Consider the following 22,215-nt stretch of genomic DNA (forward strand, 5'->3'; position numbering starts at 1 on the left):
GGATCTTTCTCAATAATAATGGAGTGAAACGTGGGGGACGCGGCGGCGGGCCCGGGCGGCCATGACGGCGCGGCGCCGGACCTCGTCGGCCCTGACGGCCGTCGTCCGGCCTCGCGAGGCCTGCCGCGCTTCCGCCTCCGCGGCGGCCCGGTCGGAGGGAGTCGTCCCGGCCCAGAGGGCCTCCTCGATGGCGGCATCGATGCGCTCGAGTTCGTCACGGTCGGCCCGTTCCCCGGCCAGGACGCCGAGGGCGTCCCGCAGGAGGCTTCTCAGCCCGGCCTCGGCGGCCGGCAGCGCCTCGAGGGCCTGGCCGATCTCCCGGCGGGCCAGCTCCCGCTTGTCGGGACCGGGCGCGGCCCCCGCCGCGGGCCTTCTCCGTCCGGCCGCCCGGTCCCGGTGCTGGGCGAAGGCGGCCCGGACCCGGCGGTCGCAGAAGGCCAGCGAGACCGACCTGGAAGCCCGGCCCCGGGATCGGAGATCGTCGAAGGTCCGGTCGAGGCCCTCGATCACGACCCGGAGCGGGATGCAGTCGGCCTCCCAGGCGGCGATGGCGGCTTGGTCCTTGGGCGAGAGGAGGAGCGACCCGCCGCGGCGGCCGAGGAAGGCCCGGGCGATCTCCCGGTAATAGCCGCCCGGGGAGCTGTCGTCGTCCATGGCCGCAAGCGGGCGCCGGGCTAGGCCCGGGCGTCCCTGTTCCTCTCGTGGATGATCCTCAGTCCTTCGAGGACGAGGTCCGGCTCGTAGGCCTCGATCACATCCAGCTCGGCGGTGATCTGGCTGCCGAAGCCGCCCGTGGCGATGACCCGGGCTTCCCGGCCGAGCTCCTTGCGGATCTCCTCGATCGTCCTGGTGACCATGCCGATGTAGCCGAAATAGAGCCCCGACTGCATGCTGGCCACGGTCGTGCGGCCGATGGCCCGCTTCGGCTTCCGGAGCTCGATGCGGGGCAGCTTGGCCGTTTTGAGGTAGAGGGCCTCGGCGGAGATGCGGACCCCCGGGGCGATGGCCCCGCCCAGGTACTCGCCCCTGGCCGAGATGGCGTCGAACGTCGTCGCCGTGCCGAAATCGAGGACGATGACCGGCCCGCCGTATTTCTCGAAGGCCGCGACGGCCGCGGTGATGCGGTCCGCGCCGACCTCAAAGGGGTTCTCGTAAAGAATGGGCATGCCCGTCTTGAGCCCCGGGCCGACGACGCTCGGCTCCGTGGCGAACGAGGTCCGGCAGACCTCCTCGATGACGGGCGTCAGGGGCGGGACGACGCTGGAGATGATGGCCCCCGCGACCTTGCCGGGCGTCAGGCCGGCCCCGCCGAACAGGCCGAGGATGATCATGCCGTACTCGTCGGATGTCCGGTCGCTGTCGGTCTCGAGCTTCCAGCTCCTGACCAGCTTGCGGCCGCGGAAGAGGCCGACGGCGATAGTCGTGTTCCCGACATCGAATGCCAAGAGCATGGCCTTCCTCCTCAGGATATCCGATCGAGCTTCAGCACGCCGTCGAGGGCGATCGTTCCCGCCCCGGGGCGGGCGGCGACGACGAGCCGGCCTTCGGGGTCGAGCCCCCGGTATTCCGCCTCGAACGCCCCGCCGGCCGTCTCGATCCGGACGGACGCGCCGCGGGGGAAGGCCGGCCGGGCCTCGAACTCCCTGATGACCGCCTCCTTGCCTCCCCGCGCGAGGACATTATACCAGCGGTCAAGGGCCCGGCAAAGCGACCCGAAGACGGCCTCGACATCCGCGTCCCGGCCGCCGGCCAGCCTGATCGAGGTCGCGGCGGCCCGGATCTCGACGGGAAGATCCGCCTCGCCCTGGCCGACGTTGAGACCGATGCCGACGACGACGAAATCCCCGCCGGCCGCCCCGGTCACCCCCTCGGACAGGATGCCGCCGAGCTTCCGGCCGCCGAAGACGATGTCGTTCGGCCACTTGAGGCCGGTCGCGACCCCGGCCGATTCCAGCACGGCGTCCGACGCGGCCAGCCCGGCCGCCAGGGGGACGAGATGGGGGGTCGGCACGGGCCCGCCGCCGGGGCCGCGGAGGATGAACGAGGCATAAAGCCCGAGCCCGGCCGGCGAATGCCAGGGCCGGCCCTTCGTGCCCCGGCCCCGGGTCTGCTCCCCGGCCAGGACCGCCGTGCCGTGGCCGGCCCCCTGCAGGGCCAGGGCCCGCGCGGCGTCGTTGGTCGAGGGGACGCTTTCCAGGCGGTGAACGATGGCACCGACGGGCATGGCTCCCGCCCCGGGGCTCAGTCGCCCAGCACGGCCAGGTTCCGGCCGAGCTTGTCGCGCCGCGTCCGCATCTCCTCGAGCCGGGCCCTGGTCTCTTCGACGATCGCGGCCGGCGCCTTGGCCACGAAGTCGGCGTTGCCGAGCTTGCGCTCGATCTTCTCGGCTTCGGCCGCGATCTTGGCCAGCTCCCTGCTCAGCCTCTCCCGCTCGGCCCCGACGTCGGCCGGCCGGCCGGGCACGACGCCGATCTCGAACGGGCCGGCGACGCCCTTGAGCAGGCCCTCGCCTTCGGGCAGGGCGGCCGTGAACTCCAGGCTCTCCAGGCCGGCCAGTGTCTTCACCAGCTGGCCCTGGGCTTTCAGGGCGGCCGTCTCCGCGGGGCCGGCGCTCTTGACCATGAGCCGGAGCTTGTCCTTGGGCGCGATCTTGTTCCCTGCCCGGATGGCCCGGGTCTCGACGATGACCGCCTGGACCAGGGCCATGGCCTTCTCGGCCTCTTCGTCCGACCAGGCCGGCTCGGCCGCGGGGAACGGCGCGACGGAGATGGACTTGCCCGCCCCGGGCAGGTGCTGCCAGATCTCCTCGGTGATGAAGGGCATGAACGGGTGCAGCAGCCGCAGGATGCGGTCCAGCCCGTCGGCCAGCACGGCCTCGGTCGCGGCGCTCCCTTCGCGCAGGCCGACCTTGGCGAACTCGATGTACCAGTCGCAGAACTCGTGCCAGACGAAGTGATAGATGATGTCGGCGGCCTCGTAGAACTTGTACTGGGCCAGGCTCTCGTCCAGGGCGGCCGTGACCGCGGCCAGGCGGCTGCGGATCCAGCGGTCGGCCAGCGACAGGCCGGCCGCGGGGGTCGCGGGGGCCGCCGGCCGCTCGTCCTTGAGGTTCATCAGGACGAAGCGCGAGGCGTTCCAGATCTTGTTGGCGAAGGCCTGGTAGCCGGCCATGCGCTCCTCGGACAGGGCCAGGTCCATGCCCGGCACGGCCAGGGCGGCCAGGGTGAAGCGCAGGGCGTCGGTGCCGTACTTGTCGATCATCTCCAGCGGGTCGATGATGTTGCCTTCCGACTTGCTCATCTTGCGCCGCTTGAGGTCGCGGACGAGGCCGTTGATGAAGACCTGCCTGAACGGGATCTCCCCCCGGAACTTGAGGCCCATCATGATCATGCGGGCCACCCAGAAGAAGATGATATCGAACCCGGTCGACATCAGGTCGGTCGGGTAGAAGGTCTTGAGGTCCGCGGTCTCGTCGGGCCAGCCGAGCGTGCCGAACGGCCACAGGGCCGAGGAGAACCAGGTGTCGAGGACGTCCTCGTCCTGGACGACCGGGCCGCCGCACTTGGCGCAGCGGGCCGGGGCCTCCATGGCCACGTGGACCTGGCCGCAGTCCCGGCAGTACCAGGCCGGGATGCGGTGGCCCCACCAGAGCTGGCGGGAGATGCACCAGTCGTGGATGTTGTACATCCACTCGAAGTAGGTCTTGGACCAGTTCGGCGGGACGAACTCGATCGAGCCGTCCTCGACGACGCGGATGGCCTCGTCGGCCAGCGGCTTGATGCGGACGAACCACTGCCACGACAGGTGCGGCTCGATGACGCTGTGGCAGCGGTAGCAGTGGCCGACGGCGTGATCGTAATCCTCGATCTTGACCAGGCTCCCGCGGGCCTGGAGCGCCTCGACGACCTTGGCCCGGGCGGCGAAGCGATCGAGCCCGGCGAACTCCGGCCCGGCGGCCTCGGTCATCCGGCCCTCGCCGTCGATGACGATGATCTGCTCCAGGCCGTGCTTCTTGCCGAGCTCGAAGTCGACCGGGTCGTGGGCCGGAGTGACCTTGACCGCGCCGGTGCCGAACTCGAGCTCGACCCGCTCGTCGGTGATGATCGGGATGGGCCGCTCCTGCAGGGGCAGGATGACCCGCTTGCCGTGGAGGTGCCTGTAGCGCTCGTCGTCCGGGTGGACGGCCAGGGCCGTGTCGCCGAGCATGGTCTCGGGACGGGTCGTGGCCACGACCACCGCTTCGTCCGAGCCCTCGACCCGGTAGCGGATGTGCCAGAGCTTGCCGTGGAGGTCCTTGTGCTCGATCTCGATGTCCGAGAGCACGGTCCGGCAGCGCGGGCAGCGGTTGACCAGGAAATAGTCGCGGTAGATCAGGTCCTCATTGTAAAGGGAGACGAAGACCTGGATGACGGCCCGGCTGAAGCCCTCGTCCATGGTGAAGCGCTCCCGCGACCAGTCGAGCGACAGGCCGAGTTTCTTGAGCTGGCTGGTGATGACGCCGGCGTACTTGCGCTTCCACTCCCAGGCGATGCGGAGGAACTCCTCGCGGCCGACCGCCTCCCGGCTCCTGCCCTCCGCGGCCAGCTTCTTCTCGATGACGTTGTGGACGGCGATCGAGGCGTGGTCGGTCCCCGGCAGCCAGAGGCAGTTGTAGCCCTTCATCCGTTTCCAGCGGGTGATGATGTCCGGCAGGGTGAAGCAGAGGGCGTGGCCCATATGGAGGATGCCGGTGACGTTGGCCGGCGGCAGGACCATGGAGAACTTGGGCTTGTCCGACGCGGCGTCGGCGACATAGAGGCCCTCGTCGATCCAGAATTTGCCCCATCTCTCCTCGACGGGCTTGGGGTCGTAGGCTTTGGCCAGTTCGTCTTTCGCGCTCATGACTTGGACATCCACTCCTTTATATCGGCCAGGACGCGGGCCCGGACGCGCTTCTCGATCTCGTGCTCCATGCCGCCGATCTCCTCCCGGACCAGGCCCCGGACGTCGGGGTCCGGCGCGGCCTCCCGCGCGGACGGGCCCCCCGGCGGCGCCGGGGGCGTCGGCCCGGAGGCGGGCGTGCCGCCCCGCCGGACGGGCTCCTCGGGGAGCGACGTCGGCCCCGTCTTCCGGGCGATGAGCTCCCGGATGACGGCGGACAGGCGCTCCGAGTCGAAGGGCTTGGCCAGGATCTCGTCGTATTCGGCCGGCGCGGCCCGGTCGCTGTCGAGGCACTCGAACGAGCCCCGCAGGCCGACGAGCGGCACCGAGGCCAGCTCCTTGCGGCTGCGCAAGGTCCGGGCGACATCGTAGCCCTCCCGGCCGGGCAGCGTCAGGCTGACGACCAGCGCGTCGGGGCCGATCTCGGCCACGGACTCGAGCAGCGACGCCCCGTCGTCGAAGACGAAGACCCGGAACTCCGGCTCGGGGAAGACGAGAGGGGCCGCCTTCTGGACCGAAGGGCTGGGGTCGGCGACGACGATCTTGTAGGGCACGTCGATCCTCAGAACATCAACAAAATAGTCAGTTTACTCTACCCGTTTTGACGCGGAGTGTCAATTTCGGGTCAATATTCCACCGTGATCGAGTTCTCCCCGAGCAGGGACTCGATCTTCTGGATCAGCTCCTCGGACGGCGTGACTCTCTGGACCTCGGCGCTCTGGGCCACCACCCGGTAGGCGTGGGGCGTCTCGAGCTCGAACTCGACCGGCGTCTTGCCCTCGTAGCCGTCGAGGACCGTCTTCAGCTCGGCCAGGGTGGCCTCCTCGAGGCCGGGCAGGAAGATGCGGACGACCACCCGTTTCGCCTGCTTCTCGAAAGCCTCGGCCAGGGGCATGGCCTGGCTCAGGCTGATGCGGCGGTTCTCCTCCTCGCCCATGTACTTGCCCTTGATCCAGACGAGCTGGCCGTCGCGAAGGTATTGCCCGAACCGGGAGAAGCAGTCGGGGAAGGCCACGACCTCGATCTTGCCGGTCAGGTCCTCGAGGACGAAGGTGGCCATGCGATCGTCCTTCTTCGTCTTCAGCGGCTTGAACGAGCCGATGATCCCGGCCAGGCGGACGTCCTTGTCGAAGTCGCGCTCGCTGTCGAGCTCCTCGATCATGTGCGAGACGAGCTTGCGCAGGCGATCCTTGTGGCGGGCCAGGGGGTGGCCGGTGATGTAGAGCCCCAGGGCGTCCATCTCGTAGGACAGGACGTGGGACTCGTCCCACTCCCGCATCTCCTGCACCTCCACGGGGACGGGCGGCGGTTCGACGGCGCCGGGGCCGAAGAGGGAGGACTGCCTGGCGGCCTGGGCCTTCTGGACCTCGTGCCCGAAATCGATCATCCGGTCAAGCATGTGGTAGCACTGCGAGCGCTTCCAGCCGAGCGAGTCGAAGGCCCCGGCCTTGATCAGGCTTTCCACGGCCTTGCGGTTGAGGACCTTGGTGTCGTACTCGAGGAACAGGTCGAAGGGAGAGTCGAAGCGGCCGCGCTTCTTGCGGACGGCCATGATCTCCTCGACGGCCGCCTGGCCGATGCCCTTGACCGCGGCCAAGCCGAAGCGGATGTCGCCGTCCTCGACGGTGAACCGGAAGTCGCTCTTGTTGATGTCCGGCGGCAGGACCTTGATGCCCATCTCGTGGCACTCGCCGATGTACTTGACGACCTGCGGCGTGGCCCCGCGCTCGGCTTCGGAGGTCAGCAGGGCGGCCAGGTAATGGATGGGATAGTGGGCCTTGAGCCAGGCCGTCTGGAAGGCCACCAGGGCGTAGACGGCCGCGTGGGACTTGTTGAAGCCGTACTCGGCGAACTCCTTGATCTGCTCGAAGATCTTGTCGGCCTTCGAAGCCGCGACGCCCTTCTTCTTGGCCCCCTGCACGAACTTCTGCTTCTGGGCCTTCATCGTCTCCTTGTCCTTCTTGCCCATGGCCTTGCGCAGCAGGTCGGCCCCGCCCAGGGTGAAGCCGGCCAGGTCGGTGGCGATGCGCATGACCTGTTCCTGGTAGACGATGATGCCGCGCGTCTCGCGGAGGACGGGCTCGAGCTGGGGCAGCTCGTAGGCGATCCGCTCGGGGTGGTTGCGGCGGTGGATGGACTCGTCGGTCATGCCGCTTTTGAGCGGGCCGGGCCGGTACAGGGCGTTGAGGGCGATGAGGTCGCGGAACTCGGTCGGCCCGAAGCGGCGCAGCAGGTCCTTCATGCCCGGGCTTTCGAACTGGAAGACGCCGTCCGTGTTGCCGGAGCGGAAGAGCTCGAAGGTGGCCTCGTCGTCGAGCGGCAGGGCGTTGATCTCGATCGAGAGGCCGGTCTCGGCCTTGATGAGGGCCAGGGCGTCGTCGATGACCGTGAGGTTGCGCAGGCCGAGAAAGTCCATCTTCAGCAGGCCCAGGGACTCGACGTCGCCCATGGCGAACTGGGTCGTGACCTCGCCCTTCGTCGACTGGTAGAGCGGCAGGAACTCGATGAGCGGCTTGGGCGTGATGACGACGCCGGCGGCGTGGATAGAGGGGTTCCGGACCTGGCCCTCGATCTTCTGGGCGATGGACAGCAGCTGGGCGATCTTGGAGTTGCGGTCCCGCAGGGTCCGCAGCTCGGGGACGGTCTTGAGCGCGTCGGCGATCGTCGCGTCGACGGCGAAGGGGATCATCTTGGCGGCGCGGTCGACCTCGGGCAGCGGCACCTCGAGGACGCGGCCGACGTCGCGGATGGCGCCCCGGGCGGCCATCGTGCCGAAGGTGATGATCTGGCAGACGTTCTCCGCGCCGTACTTCTGCGTCACGTACTCGATCATCTCCTGCCGGCGGCGGGCGCAGAAGTCCATGTCGATGTCGGGCAGGCTGATGCGCTCGGGGTTGAGGAAGCGCTCGAACAGGAGGTCGTACTCGAGCGGGTCGATCTCGGTGATCCGGAGGGCGTGGGCCAGGAGGCTGCCGGCGGCCGAGCCGCGGCCCGGCCCGACCGGGATGCCCCGCGCCCGGGCGGCGTTGAGGAGGTCCCAGACGATGAGGAAGTAGCCCTCGAAGCCCATCTTCTTGACGAGGGCCAGCTCCCGGCGCATGCGCTCTTCGTATTCGGCCGGAGTGTGGGAGCCCTGGCCGCTGGCGCCGCCGCTCCCGCGCTGCTCCATGCGCGCCCGGAAGCCCTCCCAGGCCACCTCCTCGAGATAATCGCTCAGGGACTTGCCGTCGGGCGGGTTGAAGACGGGCAGGTGGTATGTCTTGGCCGGGAAGTCGAAGCCGCAGCGGGCGGCGATCTTGCCCGTGTTCTCGATGGCCTCGGGCGCGTCCGGGAACAGGGCGGCCATCTCGGCCGCCGACTTGAAGTAGAACTGGTCGGTCGAGAACTTCATCCGGTCCGGGTCGGAGATCTTGCGGTTGGTCTGGATGCAGACGAGGACGTCCTGGCTCTCGGCGTCGTCGCGGCGGGCGAAGTGGATGTCGTTCGTGGCCACCAGGGGCAGCTCGAGCTTCCGGGCCACGGCCATGAGCTGGGGGTTGACCGCCTTCTGCTCGGCCAGGCCGTGGTCCATGAGCTCGATGTAGAAGTTCCCGGGGGCGAAGATCGCGGCGTATTCCCGGGCCGCTTCCTCGGCCTTCTCCGGGAAGCCCCGGCTGAGCCAGAAGGCGACCTCGCCCTTGAGGCAGGCCGACATCCCGATGAGGCCCTCGCTGTGGGCGGCCAGGAGCTCCTTGTCGATCCTCGGCCGGTAGTAGAAGCCGGTCAGGTAAGCCTCGGTCAGCAGCTTGCAGAGGTTCTTGTAGCCCTTGTCGTCCTTGACCAGCAGGACCAGGTGGAAGTGGTGGACGTCCTCGGGCCCGCCGGGCTTCTTTTCGGTCCGGCTCCCGGGAGCGACGTAGGCCTCGCAGCCGAGGATGGGCTTGACGCCCCTGGCCTTGGCCGCCTTGAAGAACTGGACGGCGCCGAAGATGTTGCCGTGGTCGGTCATGGCCACGGCGGGCATCTTGTTCTCGTAGGCCGACTGGACGAGGGCGTCGATCCTCAAGCATCCGTCGAGGATGGAGTACTCGGAGTGGTTATGAAGGTGAACGAACGTCGGTTCCATGAGCAAGATCTTTCAAGGACCCGGCCGGGCCGCCGCGGCGGGCCGGCCGGGGGAGCAAGCCGGGCTTATTCCCACTCGATCGTCCCGGGCGGCTTGGTCGTCACGTCGTAGACGACCCGGTTGACGCCCCGGACCTCGTTGACGATGCGCGTCGACATGGCGGCCAGAAGCTTGACCGGCGCGGGGTACCAGTTGGCCGTCATGCCGTCCGTGCTCTGGACCATGCGGATGACCACGACCCGCTGGTAGGTCCGCTGGTCGCCCATGACCCCGACCGAGCGGACGGGCAGGAGGACGGCGAAGGCCTGCCAGAGCTTCTTGTAGACGCCGGCCTTGTGGACCTCCTGGAGGACGACGTCGTCGGCCGCCCGGAGGATCTCCAGGCCCTCCCGGTCGACCTCGCCGATCATGCGCACGGCCAGGCCGGGCCCGGGGAAGGGGTGCTGGTGGATGAAATCCTCGTCGACGCCCAGCTCGAGGGCCAGGGCCCGGACCTCGTCCTTGAACAGCTCGCGCAGCGGCTCGATGAGCTTGAACTTCAGGCCCTTCGGCAGGCCGCCGACGTTGTGGTGCGACTTGATGACCGACGACGGCCCCTTGACCGGGTTGGACTCGATGACGTCGGGATAGATCGTGCCCTGGGCCAGGAAGGCCGCCCCGCCGAGGCGCATGGACTCGCGCTCGAACAGGTGGATGAACAGGCGGCCGATGGTCTTGCGCTTGCGCTCGGGCGAGACGATGCCGCGGAGATTGTCGAGGAACATGTCCGAGGCGTCGATGCCGACGACCTTGAGGGCGAACTTGTGGCGGAAGGCCTCCATCAGGGCCTCGTACTGGCCCTTGCGCAGGAGGCCGTTGTCGATGAAGATGCAGGTCAGGCGGTTGCCGACGGCCTTGTGGATGATGAGCGAGGTGACCAGCGAGTCGACGCCGCCCGACAGGCCGCAGATGACCTTGCCGTCGCCGACCGTCTCCCGGATCTCCTTGACCTTGCGGGCGACGAACGAGGATATGCTCCAGTCGGGCTCGAGGCCGGCCTGTTTGAAGAGGAAGTTGCCGAGGATCTTCAGCCCTTCCTTGGTGTGGATGACCTCGGGGTGGAACTGGACGCCGTAGAACTTTCGCTTTCTGTCCTCGATGACGGCGGCGCGGGTGTTGGCCGTGCTCCCGGTCAGGCGGAAGCCCGGCGGCGCGGTCTCGAGCCGGTCGCCGTGGCTCATCCAGACCTGCTGCCGGTCCCGGACGCTCGACAGCAACCCGGCCCTGTCGAGGACGCGCAGGGAGGCGAAGCCGAATTCCCGCTCCTGGGACGGGATGACCTGGCCGCCGAGGAGATGGGCCATAAGGTGGACGCCGTAGCAGATCCCGAGGACCGGGACGCCCAGCTCGAAGATGCCCTTGTCCGGGTGGGGCGCGCCCTTGCCGTAGACGCTCTGCGGCCCGCCCGAGAGGACCAGCGCGGTCGGCCGGGCCTGGCGGATGGCGGCGAGCGGCGTCGAGAAGGGCAGGATCTCGGAGTAGACCCCCAGCTCGCGGATCTTGCGGGCGATGAGCTGGGTGTACTGCGACCCGAAATCGAGGATGAGGACTTTCTGCATGGAGGGATTTTATCAGAATTGACCGCGATATCCAAAGCGGCCGGACGGGGCCGCGAGAAGGGCGAAAAACGGCGGGCACGATAGAACCCGGGCCCCCGATTTGGTAAACTACGGGGGGATATCGATCCGGAAGGAGTGCCGCCATGGAATGGGAAGAACTGGCCAGGGAACTGAGCCAACAGACGGATTCGAAGATCGTGCTGCTGATCATGGACGGCGTCGGGGGGCTGCCCGCCGACGGCAAGAGCGAGCTCGAGGCGGCCCGCAAGCCGAACCTCGACGCTTTGGCCAGGGCCGCCGTCTGCGGACTGTCCGACCCGGTCATGATGGGCATCACCCCCGGCAGCGGCCCGTCCCACCTGGCCCTGTTCGGCTACGACCCGCTCAAGTACCAGCTCGGCCGGGGCATCCTCGAGGCCCTGGGCTCGGGGGTCGAGGTCGGCCGGAACGATCTCGTGGCCCGCGGCAACTTCGCCACGGTCAAGGGCGGCCTCGTCGTCGACCGGCGGGCCGGCCGCATCCCGACCGAGGAGAACGCCCGGATCTGCGCTTACCTCAACGAGCACCTTCCCCGCCGGCCCGGGGTCGAGGTCCGCGTCTTCCCGGGCAAGGAGCACCGCTTCGTGGCCCGCTTCACGGCCGAGGGCCTGGCCGACCACCTGACCGACGCAGACCCGCAGAAGGAGGGCCATCCCCCCGTGCCGGCGACGCCCCTCGCCCCAGAGGCGGCCAAGGCCGCCGACGCCGTCAACACGTTCCTCGACGACGTCATCGATGTCCTCAAGGGCGAGCCCAAGGCCAACGCCGCCCTGCTCCGCGGCTTCTCCAAGTTCCCCTCCATCCCGACCATGCAGGCGCTGTTCAAGCTCCGGCCGGCGGCCATCGCCAATTATCCCATGTACAAGGGGCTGGCCAAGCTGCTGGGCATGGAGGTCATCGGCGTCGGCAGCCAGACGGCCGACCTGTTCGACGCACTGGAGAAGAACTGGGCCGACCACGATTTCTTCTATGTCCACTACAAGCGGACGGATTCGACCGGCGAGGACGGCAACTTCGCCGCCAAGGTGGCCGCGATCGAGGCCCTGGACGGGTTCCTGCCCCGCCTGGCCGCCCTCAAGCCGGACGTCATCGTCGTGACCTCCGACCATTCGACCCCGTCCGCGCTCAAGGGCCACTCCTGGCACCCCAACCCGTTCCTGCTGGTCTCGCCGACGGCCGGCGTCGACGACGTGCCGGCGTTCAGCGAGCGGGCCTGCGCCAAGGGGATGCTCGGCCGCTTCCGCTCCATCTCGGCCATGCCGCTGATGCTGGCCCACGCCCTGAAGCTGCAGAAGTACGGCGCGTAAGCCGCATCAGAAGGGACCTGGTCCCGTCTTTCCATGTCCCCCATTTTCGTAGACTTCTCCGGCCTGGTCCTATAAAATTGATTTGAATTGAAATCCGCAGCGGCGCGCCTCGGGTTCCCGGTCCTGGCGCTCGTTCTCTCCCTCGCCGCCGCCCCGCAGGACGATCCGCGGGCTGAGATCGTCAACCTCCGCCGCTTCACCCATCCCAACTTCACCCGGATCGTGCTCGACGTCGGCAAGCTCCGCGAGTATTCTTCCGGAGAGCTCCGCGACCCGGACCGGATCTACGTCGACGTCCTGCAGGCCAAGCTCAATCCCATCCTTCAGAACCAGTCCTACCCGGTCAAGGCCGACTACATCAGCCAGATCCGCATCTCCCAGAAGACGGACTCGACGGTCCGCCTGGTCATCGATATCGACCGCGCGCTCATCCAGTCCTTCCGCGTCTACCACCTTTTCGACCCGTTCCGGCTGGTCGTCGACATCTATCCCCGCGCGGCCGCGGCGGGCGGGCCCGCGCCGGACGAGACGCCGGCCGCCAAGCCGGCCGCGGCGGCGAGCAAGAACGTAAAAGGCGACAAGATCCCCGTCCCGGCCGTGAAGCGCCAGGTCGACCCGAATGACCCGAACTTCGCCGGGACGTCGCTGGCCCGCCAGCTTGGGCTCGGCGTCCGGACGGTCGTCATCGATCCCGGCCACGGCGGGCACGACCCGGGGACGATCGGCAAGGGCGGGCTCCAGGAGAAAGAGGGCAACCTGGCCATCGCCCTGGCCCTCCGGAAACTGCTCCAGGGTGCCGGCATCGAGGTCGTCCTGACCCGGGAATCGGATATCGACCTCGGCCTAGAGGCCCGGGCCGTCATCGCCAACGAGAAGCGGGCCGACCTCTTCATCTCCATCCACGGCAACGCCCACCGCGACCGCAAGCGCGGCGGCGTCGAGACGTTCTTCCTCAATGTCAGCCCCGACCCCTCGGTCATCGAGCTGGCCGCGGCCGAGAACGCCACCTCGACCAAGAACATCGGCGAGATGAGGTCGATCCTCCAGAAGATCATGCAGAACAGCAAGGTCAAGGAGTCGCTGGGCCTGGCCTCGGCCATCCAGAAGAACCTGGTCAGGGACCTGGGCAAGGACCTGCCGGGCATAAAGGACCTGGGGGTCAAGGGCGCTCCTTTCTGGGTCCTCATCGGCGGCGAGATGCCGTCCATCCTGGTCGAGGTGGCCCACCTGAGCAACCCCAAGGAGGAGGCCAAGCTCAGGACGCAAAAGTTCCGTGACCTGGCCGCTCAGGGCATCTTTGATGGTATCATGGAATATGTCCATTCGCTCGGTAAAGGATAGAGCCATGAAGAGACGCGATTTCGTCACGAGCGCGGCCGCCGCCGGCCTGGCCCTCCGTTTCGGCTCCCGGGCCCTGGCCGGGCCGGTCCCGGCTCCGGCGCCCGTCCTGGCCGCGATCGAAGGCCAATCTCCCGCGGCCATCACCAGGGCAGCCATCGCCGCCCTGGGCGGCATGAAAGCCTTCGTCTCCAAGGGCGACCGGGTGGTCATCAAGCCCAACATCGGCTGGGACCGGACCCCGGAGATGGCGGCCTGCACCAACCCCGAGGTCGTTAGCACCCTGGTCGAGCTCGTCCTCGACGCCGGGGCCAAGAAGGCCATCGTCATCGACAACTCGACCAACCAGGCCAAGCGCTGCTACATCCGCTCCGGGATCCAGGAGGCCGTCAACCAGGCCGGCGGGGACATGCTCTTCGTCGACGACTACCGGGTCAAGAAGATGCCGCTCAAGGGCGAGTGGATCAAGGAATGGGAGGTCCTGCTCGACGTCGTCGAATCCGACAAGATCATCAACGTGCCCATCGCCAAGGTCCATTCGTTCTGCCGCCTGACCCTGGGCATGAAGAATTGGCTCGGGGCGACCGCCGGGGCCCGCAACCAGTTCCACCAGGGCCTGGACAAGGCCGTGGTCGACCTGGCCGGTTTCTTCAAGCCCCGGCTGACCGTGCTCGACGCCTACCGCATCCTCGTCCGCAACGGGCCGCAGGGCGGCCGCCTGTCCGACACCGAGATGCGCAACACCGTCGTGGCCGGCACGGACCCCGTCGCCGTCGACGCCTTCGGGGCCTCGCTCTTCCCGGTCGAGCCCCGCGAGCTGCCCTACCTGGAGCTGGCCCGCGCCCGGGGCCTGGGCGAATACGATCTGGGGAAGGTCCGCATTGAAAAACGGAAGATCTAGGAAGTACCGCGCCCTCGAGCGCCTGCGGATAGCCAGCCAAGCCGTCTTCTTCGGCCTGTTCGCCTATCTCTTCATCGGCGCCCACTACACGGGCGAGGACTACATCGGCTCGACCGTCCAGCGCTTCTTCCACTTCGATCCGCTCCTGGCGCTGATCACGATCGTCTCGGCCCGCCTCGTCTACGCCTGGTTCGCCTTCGCCCTGGTGACGGTCGCCGCCACCGTCCTCTTCGGCCGCGTCTTCTGCGGCTGGGTCTGCCCGCTCGGGGCCGTGAACCAGATGTCGTCGTTCCTCTTCAAGAAGGCGAAGCTCCTCAAGCCGCCGCGCGAGGACAAGGCCAGCCTGGCCCCGAAGTACTACATCCTCGTCCTGGTCCTTGTCGGGGCCCTGCTCGGGCTCGACCTGGCCGGCTATCTCGACCCGCTCTCGTTCCTGACCCGCTCGTTCGCCCTGGCCGTGCTGCCCTCGCTGGCCCAGGCCCTGTCCGGCCTCGGCGGCATCCTCTACGGGCTCGGGGCGGCCGGCCTGGCCCGTTCCGTATCGCAGCTCCTCCAGAACTGGACGATCCACACGACCTTCGTCCAGGGCTTCTCGGCCGGCCTGTTCTTCCTGGCCGCGATCGGCCTGAACGCCCGGAAAGAGCGCTTCTGGTGCCGCTACCTCTGCCCGACCGGCGCGCTGCTGGGGCTCCTGAGCCGCTGGAACCTGGTCAAGCTCCGGATCGACGGCGAGGCCTGCATCAAGTGCGGCCTCTGCACCCAGCACTGCGAGACCCAGGCCCATCCCTATCCCAACGAGGGCTGGAAAAGCGGCGAGTGCGTCTACTGCCTGGATTGCGCCTCGCGCTGCCCGACCGGCGCGATCCATTTCCCGCTCAGCGCCCGCTTCGAGAAGGCGACGAACGTCTCGAACGTCGACCTGTCGCGCCGCAAGCTCCTGGTGACGACCCTGGCCGGGCTGGCCGCCGCGCCGTTCTTCCGGCTGACGCCATCGCGGAAGCGGGCCTCCCTCAAGCTCCTCCGCCCGCCCGGGTCCCTGCCCGAGGACAAGTTCCTGGCCAAGTGCGTCAAGTGCGGCCAGTGCATGCGGGCCTGCCCGACCGGCGGGCTCCAGCCCGTGCTGACCGAGGCCGGCCCCGAAGGGATCTACACGCCGAAGCTCGTCCCGAAGATCGGCTACTGCGAATACTATTGCTCGCTCTGCACGCAGGTCTGCCCGACCGGGGCGATCAGGAAGCTGACCATCGAGGAGAAGAACCAGGTCAAGATGGGCACGGCCTGGCTCAACAAGAGCCGCTGCATCCCCCACGTGCTGGGCAGGCCCTGCGTCGTCTGCGAGGAGCACTGCCCCGTCTCCCCCAAGGCCATCAAGCTGGTCGAGGTCGCGACCAGGCTCCCCGACGGCACGGTCGCCGTTCAGAAGGCGCCGTTCATCGACGTCGAGCGCTGCATCGGCTGCGGCATCTGCGAGAACAAGTGCCCGGTCGTGGACGACCCGGCCATCTTCGTCACCAGCGTCGGCGAATCGCGGTCGGAGAAGAACCGGCTGCTGCTCGACATCTCGGGCGGATCGGCGGAAGCCCCCTACAAGTAGGGACTTTATTCCGATCGCCTCTTCGTCGGGATCTCGACCGGACCTCGTTCCGGAGATCTTCGGCAAAACATGCCGGCCTGATTTCGCCGGGCCGGAGAGCGCCTTGATTTAGAAGAAAGGCGCGCGAGCCTATTCCTTTAGAGCTTTCTTCAGCTCTTCCGTCAGCTTCGGCACGACCTCGAAGAGATCGCCGACGATGCCGTAATCCGCGACCTTGAAGATGGGCGCCTCGGGATCCTTGTTGACGGCGGCGATGACCTTGGAGGACGACATCCCGGCCAGGTGCTGGATGGCGCCGGAGATGCCCACGGCCAGGTAGAGCTGCGGTGACACGGTCTTGCCGGTCTGGCCGACCTGGTGCTGGTGGCCGATCCAGCCGGAGTCGACGGCCGAGCGGGACGCGCCCACGGCGGCCCGGGGGAAGACGGCGGCCATGTCCCGGAGCAGGGCGAAAGCCTCGGGGCCCTTGAGCCCGCGGCCGCCGGAGATGACGACGTCGGCTTCGGTGACGTCGAGCTCCGTCGTTTCCTCCTTGAGGACCTCGACCACGCGGCCCTTGACGGCGCCCTCCGGCACGGCCGCGGCCATCTTCACGACTTCGCCCCCGCCTTCGACCGGCTCGCCGGCCGGGAAGACGTTCGGCCGCAGCGTGGCCAGCTGGGGCGAGGTCTTCAGCTTCACCGACAGGATCGCCTTGCCGGCGTAGATCGGCCGGGTGAATTCGAGGGCCCCGTCCTTGACGGCGACCTTGGTGCAGTCCGCGGCCAGGGAGACGCCGAGCCTGGCCGCCACGCGCGGCGCCATGTCCTTGCCCATGGCCGTGGCCGAGAAAAAGAGGGCCGCCGGCTTCGCTTCGGCGGCGAATCCGGCCAGGGCGGCGGCATAGGCCTGGGCCGAGTAGTCGGCCAAAGCCGGGTCCTCGATCGCGTAGACCTTGGCTGCGCCGGCCGCGAAGGCGGCCGCTGCCAGGCCGGCCACGGACGCCCCTGCCATGACGGCGGCTGTCCCGACGCCCAGCTCGGCGGCCCGCCGGCGCGCCTCGGCCAAGGTCTCGAGCGAGCTCTTCTTGATCTTCCCGTCGCGGATCTCGAGATATGCGGCGATCATGCGTTTTCTCCTCTAGATGACCTTGGCCTCGTCCCGAAGGAGGCGGGCCAGCTCCCGGGCCGTCTCGGCCGGGTCGCCCTGGAGGACCTTGCCCGCCTGCCGGGCGGCCGGCGCGTCGAGCCCGGTCACCTCGAGCCCCGGGGAGGGCTCCCCGGGCCCGAAGCCCAGCTCCTCGAGCGTGATGACGGGGACCGGCTTCTTCTTGGCGGCCATGATGCCCCTGAGCGTCTCGTAGCGGGGCTCGTTCAGCCCTTTCTGGGCGCTGACGACCGCCGGGAGGGAGAGGGAGACCTTTTCCGTGCCGCCCTCGATCTCCCGAAGGGCGGTGGCCGCGCCGCCTTCGACCGTGAGCTTGGTCACGACGGTCGCCTGGGGCAGGCCGAGAAGCTCGGCCGCCATGGCCGGCACCTGGCTGTTGTCGGCGCCGACCGATTGCTTGCCGAAGAGCAGGAGGTCCGCGCCGGCGAACTTGCGCTCGACGGCCCGGGCGATGATCCGGGCCGTGCGAAGGCCGTCGTAGGCCTCCGGCGCGTCGTCCTTGACCAGGAAGGCCTCGTCGGCGCCCATGGCCAGAGTCTTGCGCAGGACCGCGGCCGCCTCGTCGCGGCCAACGGAGACGACGCGCACCGCGCCGCCCTGGGCTTCCTTGAGGCGGAGCGCTTCTTCGACCGCGTACTCGTCGTAGGGGCTGATGACGAAGTTCAGGCCCTCCTCGACGATGCCGCGCGCCTCGCGCTGGATGCGGATGCGCGATTCCGTGTCGGGCACCCGCTTGACGAATACGAGAATGTTCATCGGTCTCTCCTCAATGAGGCGATCGCGTCCGGGCCCGGCCGCCGGGCCGGCGGGGACGCGTCACGGCCGGTCGAACGCCTTCAGGACGAGCGAGGCGTTGGTCCCGCCGAAGCCGAACGAATTGCTGACGGCGTGGACGATCGCGGCCTTCCGGGCCGCGTTGGGGACGTAGTCCAGGTCGCAGTCGGGGTCGGGGAACTCGTAGTTGATGGTCGGCGGCATGACCTGGTGGAACAGGGCCAGGGCGGAGATGCCGGCCTCCAGGCCGCCGGCCGCGCCCAGCAGATGGCCGGTCATGGACTTGGTCGAGTTGACGGCCAGCCGGCGGGCGGCCTCCCCGAAGACGGTCTTGATGGCCAGCGTCTCGGTCTTGTCGTTGAGCTGGGTCGAGGTGCCGTGGGCGTTGATGTACTGGACGTCCCCCGGGGCGATGCCGGCGTCCTCGAGGGCCCTCTTCATGACCCGGGCCGCCCCGTCGCCGGTCGGGTCGGGCGCGGCGACGTGGTAGGCGTCGCTGGTCATGCCGTAGCCGACGACCTCGGCGTAGATGCGGGCGTTCCGGCGCAGGGCCCGGCCCAATTCCTCGAGGACAACGACGCCGGCGCCCTCGCCCATGACGAAGCCGTCGCGCCTGGCGTCGAACGGTCGCGAGGCCTTGGCCGGCTCGTCGTTCCGCTCCGACAGGGCCTTGATCGCGGTGAACCCGGCCAGGCTGAGCGGGGTCAGCGGCGCCTCGGCGCCGCCGGCGATCATGATGTCGGCCTCGCCCCGGGCGATTATCCGGAACGAGTCGCCGATGGCATGGGAGCCCGTGCTGCAGGCCGTCGCGTTGGCGCAGTTCGGGCCTTTGGCCCCGAAGCGGATGGAGATCTGGCCCGAGGCCTCGTTGATGATGGTCTGGATAAGGAAGAAGGGCGAAACGCGGTCGGGGCCCCTCTCCCAGAGGACCTTGAGGTTCTCCTCGATCGAGCCCAGGCCGCCGATGCCCGAGCCGACGTAGGTGCCGGCCCGGTCGCTTCGCAGGTCGGCCGCGGGGATGCCCGAGTCGGCCACGGCCAGCTCGGCGGCCGCCAGGCCGAAGCGGATGAAGAGGTCCATCTTACGGGCCTCTTTGCGGTCGATGAAGGCCAGCGGGTCGAAGTCCTTGACCTCCCCGCCGAATCGCGTCGCGTAGCGCGAGACGTCGAAACGGGTCAGGGGGGCGATGCCGCTCTCGCCGCGGAGAAGGGCCTGCCAGGTCTTGTCGGTCCCCGTGCCCAGGGGCGACACGAGACCGATGCCGGTGACGACGACCCTCCGTCCGGGATGGTTCTCCCTGTTCATGGGTCGAACGGTCCTGGAGTGTGAAGAATGGTGTGGGACGCTACTTGGCGTGCCCCATGATATAGTCGATGGCCTTGCCGACCGTGGTCAGCTTTTCGGCCTGGTCATCGGGGATATCCAGCCCGAACTCGTCCTCCAGGGCCATGACCAGCTCGACGGTATCCAGGGAGTCGGCGCCGAGATCGTCGATGAAGGACGCGTCCTCCGTGACCTGCTCCTCGCTGATGCTCAGCTTGTCCGAAACGATCGCTCTGACCTTCTTGAGCAGCTCGTCTTTTTGCATCGTGTCCTCCTTCAAGAATTACGAAGATGACAGCCGGCCGTCCGTCTCACATATACATGCCGCCGTTCACACTGACCACCTGGCCGGTGATATAGGCCGCATCGTCGGAGAGAAGGAATTTTACCGCATTTGCCACGTCGATGGGAAGCCCGAATTTCTTCAGGGGGATGAGCTCGAGGTAGGCCTTGCGGACGTCCTCGGGCAGGGCGCCGGTCATGGCCGTGGCGATGAAGCCGGGCGCGACCGCGTTGACGGTGATGCCGCGGCTGCCGACCTCGCGGGCCAGGGACTTGGCGAAGGCGATGACCCCGGCCTTGGAGGCGGCGTAGTTGGCCTGGCCGGCGTTGCCCATCTGGCCCGCGACCGAGGCGATGTTGACGATCCGGCCGTAGCGCGCACCGATCATCGTCCGCAGGACGGCCCGGGAGAAATTGAACGTTCCCTTGAGGTTGACCCGCAGGACGGCGTCCCAATCCTCCTCCTTCATGCGCATGAGGAGGGTGTCGCGGGTTATGCCGGCGTTGTTGACCAGGTGGTCGATCCGGCCGTGGGCCGCGGCCACGGCGGCCACGGTCCGGTCCGCGGCGGCCGTGTCGCCGACGTCGGCGTCGCGGGCCTCGGCCCGCCCGCCGGCCTCGGCGATCGACCGGGCCACGGCCTCGAGCTTGTCCTTCTGGATGTCGACGAGGACGACCGTCGCCCCCTCGGCGGCCAGCTCGCGGGCGATCGTCTCGCCGATCCCCTGGGAGGCGCCGGTGATGATGGCCACCCTGCCTTCGAAGCGCTTCATGCGGCGTCTCCTCTCAAGGCGTGCTCGTAGCGGAGGATCTCGGCCTGGATCTTCCCCTGGACCCTGTTGGCGACGAACTCCCGGGCCCGGGCGATGGCGTTGCGGACCGCGGCCGGGTTCGACCGGCCATGGCCGATGATGCAGACGCCGTCGAGGCCGAGGAGCTGGGCCCCGCCGTATTCCGTGTAGTCGATCTTCTTGTAGAGCCGCTTGAGATGCCGCTTCATCAGGAGAAAGCCGAGCATGGCGAAGATGTTCTTGGTGATCTCGTGGCGGGCCATCGACACGACGCTCTGGACGACCCCCTCGGAGGTCTTCAGGGCGACGTTCCCGGTGAAGCCGTCGCTGACGACGACGTCCACGGCCCCGGAGAACAGGTCCTTGCCCTCGACGTTGCCGACGAAGCTCAGGGGCGCGACCTGGAGCCGGTCAAAGGCCTCCTTGACCAGGTCGTTGCCCTTGCCCTTCTCCTCGCCGATGCTCATCAGGCCGATGCGCGGGTCGCGCACGCCGGCCACCGCCTCCATGAAGATCTTGCCCATGAGCGCGAACTGGACCAGGTTGTGGGGCTGGCAGTTGGCGTTGGCCCCGACGTCGAGGAGCAGGGTCTGCCTCTCGACCGTGGGCACGAGGAGGGCCAGGGCGGGCCGGTCGACGCCCTTGAGGGCGCCGAGGACATCGCGCGAGATATAGACGACCGCGCCGGTGTTGCCCATGCTGACGAGGGCATCGGCCCGGCCGTCCTTGACGAGCTGGGCCGCGACGCGGATCGAGGAGGCCTTCTTATTGCGGAAGGACAGGAGCCCCTCGCCCATGCCGATGGCCTCGGGGGCGTTGATGACGGTGACGCGGGCCGGCGCCGGCTTGTGCCGGTCCAGCTCGCGGCGGACGGAGCTTTCGAGGCCGACGAGGAGGACCTCGATATCGAGGTCCTGGGCGGCGTCCAGAGCTCCCGGCACGGTCGCTTTCGGTCCGAAATCCCCCCCCATCGCGTCGACGGCGATTCTCATGGGCGCCGTCCGGGTCAGTCTTTCGTCCCTTCCGTCACCTGCCGTCCCTTGTAGTAGCCGCACTCGGGGCAGGCCCGGTGGGGCAGCTTGGGGTTGCCGCACTTGGGGCAGACGGAGAAGGTGGGCGTGGTCAGCCCGTCATGGGAGCGGCGTTTCCCTTTTCTCGTGGGCGAATGGCGTCTCTTTGGATTAGGCATTTAACTCTTGTCTCTCACGGGAAATTTAAGCTTATTCCAGCGGGGATCTGGTTCTTTCACCATGCAGGAGCACCTGGCGTCGCGGATGATCTCGCCGCAGACGGCGCAGATGCCCTCGCAGTCGGGCGCGCACAGCGGCTTGGCCGGGAAGGTCAGGTTGAGCTGCTCGAGAACGACGGCCCGCAGGTCGAGCTGGCGGCCGCTGTAGAACATCTGGTCGATCTTCTCGTCGGACAGCTCCTCGGACAGGGCGTCCAGGTCCTCGGGCAGGTAAACGAGATCGAACCGGCTGGCCACAGGGAACTCGAACGGCATCAGGCAGCGCGAGCAGACGAAGCTGAGCCGGGCCGTGACCTCGCCCTGGATATAGACCTCGTCACCGACCAGGCGGATGGCGACGTCGGCGTGGGCCGGCTCCAGGAAGACCGCGTTCTCCTCGATCAGGTCCAGGCTCAGGAATTCGAAGTCTCCTGAAACCCTCAGGCCCTCCTTGGGGACGCGGTCGAGATCGATGAGCATGGTATTATCCAATTATTAACCTCGCAAAATTATCAACTCATTATATCAGCCCCTCGGGGGATGTCAACCCGGTCCGGGGCCCCGCCGGGCTTGAATCCGGGGCCCCGCCCCGTATAGAATGAGGGCATGGCCGGCTATGACACCCGGGTCGATTACAGGGGACAGGCCTATATCGTCCAGACCCAGGACAAGGGCCCCGGCGCCCAGTACATCGAATCGCTCATCTACCGGTCCGGCCGGCTACTGGCCTCCAAGCGGGCCTTCTACACGGCCTTCCTCGGGCGACCCGACGCCGCGGACCGGATCGCCCGGCTGATGGAGGAGCAGCACAAGACCATCCTGGGGCAGATCGTCGAAGGCAGGTACGACTGACGCCCCCCCGGCTCTTC

At 68.2% G+C, this 22,215-nt stretch carries 20 protein-coding genes; 5 read left to right on the forward strand and 15 right to left on the reverse strand.

Going from position 1 to position 22,215, the window contains the following annotated elements:
• Positions 1–9 precede the first annotated feature (9 nt).
• From ABFD52_13265 to guaA, 7 genes are all read right to left on the reverse strand, one after another.
• Positions 10–654 (reverse strand): hypothetical protein, encoded by a 645-nt coding sequence (locus ABFD52_13265; protein ID MEN6561733.1) that lies wholly within the window; start codon positions 652–654, stop codon positions 10–12.
• A gap of 20 nt (positions 655–674) precedes the next feature.
• Positions 675–1,451: a type III pantothenate kinase gene (locus ABFD52_13270; GenBank protein ID MEN6561734.1), complete on the reverse strand. Its 777-nt coding sequence runs from the start codon at positions 1,449–1,451 to the stop codon at positions 675–677.
• Between the two features lie 11 nt (positions 1,452–1,462).
• A complete protein-coding gene (locus ABFD52_13275) occupies positions 1,463–2,224 on the reverse strand; it encodes a biotin--[acetyl-CoA-carboxylase] ligase (GenBank protein MEN6561735.1) in 762 nt (253 codons plus the stop codon).
• 17 nt (positions 2,225–2,241) lie between these two features.
• Positions 2,242–4,881, reverse strand: coding sequence for a valine--tRNA ligase (locus ABFD52_13280; GenBank protein ID MEN6561736.1), 2,640 nt, complete (start codon positions 4,879–4,881; stop codon positions 2,242–2,244).
• The gene (locus ABFD52_13285) at positions 4,878–5,474 is read right to left on the reverse strand and encodes a response regulator (protein MEN6561737.1); all 597 of its coding nucleotides are present in this window, start codon (positions 5,472–5,474) and stop codon (positions 4,878–4,880) included. Before ABFD52_13285 ends, ABFD52_13280 begins: the two co-directional genes overlap by 4 nt.
• Before the next feature lie 71 nt (positions 5,475–5,545).
• Positions 5,546–9,025, reverse strand: coding sequence for a DNA polymerase III subunit alpha (gene dnaE / locus ABFD52_13290; GenBank protein MEN6561738.1), 3,480 nt, complete (start codon positions 9,023–9,025; stop codon positions 5,546–5,548).
• A gap of 65 nt (positions 9,026–9,090) precedes the next feature.
• Positions 9,091–10,623, reverse strand: coding sequence for a glutamine-hydrolyzing GMP synthase (gene guaA, locus ABFD52_13295; GenBank protein ID MEN6561739.1), 1,533 nt, complete (start codon positions 10,621–10,623; stop codon positions 9,091–9,093).
• 143 nt (positions 10,624–10,766) lie between these two features.
• Between guaA and ABFD52_13300 the strand changes: the two genes are divergently transcribed.
• The 4 genes from ABFD52_13300 to ABFD52_13315 all read left to right on the forward strand — a co-directional run bounded on the left by ABFD52_13300 (position 10,767) and on the right by ABFD52_13315 (position 15,802).
• Positions 10,767–11,969 (forward strand): 2,3-bisphosphoglycerate-independent phosphoglycerate mutase, encoded by a 1,203-nt coding sequence (locus ABFD52_13300; protein MEN6561740.1) that lies wholly within the window; start codon positions 10,767–10,769, stop codon positions 11,967–11,969.
• Between the two features lie 87 nt (positions 11,970–12,056).
• Entirely contained in the window at positions 12,057–13,310 is a 1,254-nt protein-coding gene (locus ABFD52_13305; GenBank protein ID MEN6561741.1) for an N-acetylmuramoyl-L-alanine amidase, read from the forward strand.
• Positions 13,311–13,314: 4 nt separating this feature from the next.
• The gene (locus ABFD52_13310; protein MEN6561742.1) at positions 13,315–14,208 is read left to right on the forward strand and encodes a DUF362 domain-containing protein; all 894 of its coding nucleotides are present in this window, start codon (positions 13,315–13,317) and stop codon (positions 14,206–14,208) included.
• On the forward strand, positions 14,189–15,802 hold the full coding sequence (locus tag ABFD52_13315; protein MEN6561743.1) for a 4Fe-4S binding protein: 1,614 nt from the start codon (positions 14,189–14,191) through the stop codon (positions 15,800–15,802). Before ABFD52_13310 ends, ABFD52_13315 begins: the two co-directional genes overlap by 20 nt.
• Before the next feature lie 129 nt (positions 15,803–15,931).
• On the opposite strand, the gene ABFD52_13320 is transcribed toward ABFD52_13315, so the two are convergent.
• The 8 genes from ABFD52_13320 to ABFD52_13355 are packed head-to-tail and all read right to left on the reverse strand — an operon-like array spanning position 15,932 to position 21,826.
• The gene (locus ABFD52_13320) at positions 15,932–16,909 is read right to left on the reverse strand and encodes an electron transfer flavoprotein subunit alpha/FixB family protein (protein MEN6561744.1); all 978 of its coding nucleotides are present in this window, start codon (positions 16,907–16,909) and stop codon (positions 15,932–15,934) included.
• 12 nt (positions 16,910–16,921) lie between these two features.
• Complete coding sequence (locus ABFD52_13325) at positions 16,922–17,704, reverse strand: electron transfer flavoprotein subunit beta/FixA family protein (GenBank protein ID MEN6561745.1); 783 nt, start codon at positions 17,702–17,704, stop codon at positions 16,922–16,924.
• A 60-nt stretch (positions 17,705–17,764) separates the two neighbouring features.
• Positions 17,765–19,027: a beta-ketoacyl-ACP synthase II gene (gene fabF / locus ABFD52_13330; GenBank protein MEN6561746.1), complete on the reverse strand. Its 1,263-nt coding sequence runs from the start codon at positions 19,025–19,027 to the stop codon at positions 17,765–17,767.
• 40 nt (positions 19,028–19,067) lie between these two features.
• Complete coding sequence (gene acpP / locus ABFD52_13335) at positions 19,068–19,310, reverse strand: acyl carrier protein (GenBank protein MEN6561747.1); 243 nt, start codon at positions 19,308–19,310, stop codon at positions 19,068–19,070.
• 46 nt (positions 19,311–19,356) lie between these two features.
• Positions 19,357–20,100, reverse strand: coding sequence for a 3-oxoacyl-[acyl-carrier-protein] reductase (fabG, locus tag ABFD52_13340; GenBank protein ID MEN6561748.1), 744 nt, complete (start codon positions 20,098–20,100; stop codon positions 19,357–19,359).
• Positions 20,097–21,110 carry a phosphate acyltransferase PlsX gene (gene plsX, locus ABFD52_13345; GenBank protein MEN6561749.1) on the reverse strand — a complete coding sequence of 338 codons (1,014 nt, stop codon included), beginning with the start codon at positions 21,108–21,110 and terminating at the stop codon, positions 20,097–20,099. Before plsX ends, fabG begins: the two co-directional genes overlap by 4 nt.
• A gap of 14 nt (positions 21,111–21,124) precedes the next feature.
• Complete coding sequence (rpmF, locus tag ABFD52_13350) at positions 21,125–21,307, reverse strand: 50S ribosomal protein L32 (protein ID MEN6561750.1); 183 nt, start codon at positions 21,305–21,307, stop codon at positions 21,125–21,127.
• Positions 21,308–21,826 (reverse strand): DUF177 domain-containing protein, encoded by a 519-nt coding sequence (locus tag ABFD52_13355; GenBank protein MEN6561751.1) that lies wholly within the window; start codon positions 21,824–21,826, stop codon positions 21,308–21,310. It abuts the gene before it with no gap.
• A gap of 126 nt (positions 21,827–21,952) precedes the next feature.
• Between ABFD52_13355 and ABFD52_13360 the strand changes: the two genes are divergently transcribed.
• The gene (locus ABFD52_13360) at positions 21,953–22,198 is read left to right on the forward strand and encodes a hypothetical protein (protein MEN6561752.1); all 246 of its coding nucleotides are present in this window, start codon (positions 21,953–21,955) and stop codon (positions 22,196–22,198) included.
• The last annotated feature ends 17 nt before the right edge of the window (positions 22,199–22,215 follow it).

The sequence above is a fragment of the Acidobacteriota bacterium genome, assembly GCA_039683095.1.
GTDB lineage: Bacteria > Acidobacteriota > Aminicenantia > Aminicenantales > Saccharicenantaceae > RBG-16-66-30.

What these genes read in the sequence shown, in the direction of transcription:
- ABFD52_13355 (MEN6561751.1), bottom strand. Translation starts at nt 21,826, where the DNA reads ATGCTCATCGATCTCGACCGCGTCCCCAAGGAGGGCCTGAGGGTTTCA.
- ABFD52_13325 (MEN6561745.1), bottom strand. Translation starts at nt 17,704, where the DNA reads ATGAACATTCTCGTATTCGTCAAGCGGGTGCCCGACACGGAATCGCGC.
- ABFD52_13280 (MEN6561736.1), bottom strand. Translation starts at nt 4,881, where the DNA reads ATGAGCGCGAAAGACGAACTGGCCAAAGCCTACGACCCCAAGCCCGTC.
- rpmF (MEN6561750.1), bottom strand. Translation starts at nt 21,307, where the DNA reads ATGCCTAATCCAAAGAGACGCCATTCGCCCACGAGAAAAGGGAAACGC.
- fabF (MEN6561746.1), bottom strand. Translation starts at nt 19,027, where the DNA reads ATGAACAGGGAGAACCATCCCGGACGGAGGGTCGTCGTCACCGGCATC.
- ABFD52_13270 (MEN6561734.1), bottom strand. Translation starts at nt 1,451, where the DNA reads ATGCTCTTGGCATTCGATGTCGGGAACACGACTATCGCCGTCGGCCTC.
- plsX (MEN6561749.1), bottom strand. Translation starts at nt 21,110, where the DNA reads ATGAGAATCGCCGTCGACGCGATGGGGGGGGATTTCGGACCGAAAGCG.
- fabG (MEN6561748.1), bottom strand. Translation starts at nt 20,100, where the DNA reads ATGAAGCGCTTCGAAGGCAGGGTGGCCATCATCACCGGCGCCTCCCAG.
- acpP (MEN6561747.1), bottom strand. Translation starts at nt 19,310, where the DNA reads ATGCAAAAAGACGAGCTGCTCAAGAAGGTCAGAGCGATCGTTTCGGAC.
- ABFD52_13275 (MEN6561735.1), bottom strand. Translation starts at nt 2,224, where the DNA reads ATGCCCGTCGGTGCCATCGTTCACCGCCTGGAAAGCGTCCCCTCGACC.
- ABFD52_13300 (MEN6561740.1), top strand. Translation starts at nt 10,767, where the DNA reads ATGGAATGGGAAGAACTGGCCAGGGAACTGAGCCAACAGACGGATTCG.
- dnaE (MEN6561738.1), bottom strand. Translation starts at nt 9,025, where the DNA reads ATGGAACCGACGTTCGTTCACCTTCATAACCACTCCGAGTACTCCATC.
- guaA (MEN6561739.1), bottom strand. Translation starts at nt 10,623, where the DNA reads ATGCAGAAAGTCCTCATCCTCGATTTCGGGTCGCAGTACACCCAGCTC.
- ABFD52_13265 (MEN6561733.1), bottom strand. Translation starts at nt 654, where the DNA reads ATGGACGACGACAGCTCCCCGGGCGGCTATTACCGGGAGATCGCCCGG.
- ABFD52_13360 (MEN6561752.1), top strand. Translation starts at nt 21,953, where the DNA reads ATGGCCGGCTATGACACCCGGGTCGATTACAGGGGACAGGCCTATATC.
- ABFD52_13320 (MEN6561744.1), bottom strand. Translation starts at nt 16,909, where the DNA reads ATGATCGCCGCATATCTCGAGATCCGCGACGGGAAGATCAAGAAGAGC.
- ABFD52_13310 (MEN6561742.1), top strand. Translation starts at nt 13,315, where the DNA reads ATGAAGAGACGCGATTTCGTCACGAGCGCGGCCGCCGCCGGCCTGGCC.